This window comes from Nocardioides sp. NPDC057772 (assembly GCF_042798075.1).
GTDB lineage: Bacteria > Actinomycetota > Actinomycetes > Propionibacteriales > Nocardioidaceae > Nocardioides.
On record NZ_JBHVKN010000097.1, the window covers coordinates 7,096 to 8,341 of the forward strand.

Here is a 1,246-nt window from a genome sequence, read left to right on the forward strand (position 1 = left end):
GGTCGTCAGCGAGCGACTGGCACTCCAGCACCTTGAGACGATCTTGGGCACCGCCCCTTCGTACGCGGCAAGAAGGCGAAGAAAAGGCGCTGATCCCCGCAGCCACCGCCGACCGAGTCTCCGACTCACTCGGGATTGCTGCACTAGTTAGCTGGTGTCCCCGATCAATGCGCCGACCCGGCCCGTTCTGCTAGCGCGCCTCAGGCGGTTGCCGTTGCCTGAAGCTGGTTTCAGACTTCCTCGGTGAGGCCGAGCTCGCCAGGGCTGTGCAGTGATCCGCTGGCGTACTTCGCCCTGGTCAGTGCAACGTAGAGGACGCAATGCTCAGGCTCGAGCTCTCGAAGACCGACATGGAGCTCTCGTTCCTGTGCTCGTGTCAGCACGACGCCGACCCTGTCCCACTCACGACCCTTAGCTTGGTGAACGGTGAGGCCGGCAATGAGGTCGCTGCGCTGAAGTCGAGTCCGAAGAAGGTCAAGTTCCTCCTCGCGAAGGCCGTCGGCTTGGCCTCTCCGTGGCCGGCGCCGACCGAAGTTCCCGACGCGGGCACGGAGATTCTCCAGTACGTCTGCGGCAGGGAGGTTGGCGACCAGCTCTTCAAGAGCGGGCCGAAGAACGGTATCCCGGAAGTTCTCGAGGTCGTCTTCGGAGATCCCGAGTCGGATCAGCGCGTTCTGACGGCTGAACGCCTGCAAGCCGAGACTCGCGCTCGTCACGACATCGAGCAACAGGCACAGCAGCGCGTCGGTGTCGCTGCTGGCCCCGGATCGAAACGCCAGCGGCAAGATATTCTCGCCGGCCGGCCACAGGTGCTTCCATTGGCGGGCCAAGGCGACATCGACTTCGTCGCTGGCGATCGACGGCACGTTGACGCTCTCGCCTCCGCGTAATTGGCCAGCAAGCTCCCTCGTCTGGTCGGTCTTGAACCGAAACGACTCGGGCTGGTCGAAGTTGCGGAAGTCGTGCTGGTCGAGCAGGTTGCTCTGCACCTTCTCTGGGGTGGAGCCGCGCCAGCCGTAAAGGGCCTGCCATGGGTCGCCCACGACGGTCACCGCAAGGCCCAGCGACGCTGCCTGCGAGACGACGTGCAGGTCCAGCTCGTCTGCATCGTAGATCTCGTCGACGACGACGCTGCGGAAGTTCTCCGCCATCCATGCATCGACTGCGACCTGAACCTTCGGGCGTTGCAAAGCGACGCGCAGGATAACGCGCACGTCGTCGTGGCTGACCTTCCCAGCGGCGAGGA

1 protein-coding gene is annotated in these 1,246 nt (G+C 64.1%); it reads right to left on the reverse strand.

Annotation, left to right across the window (positions count from 1 at the left end):
* Positions 1-230: 230 nt before the first annotated feature.
* Positions 231-1,246: UvrD-helicase domain-containing protein (locus ACFVJS_RS16450; protein WP_378882206.1), on the reverse strand; the 1,016-nt coding region annotated here is incomplete at its 5' end.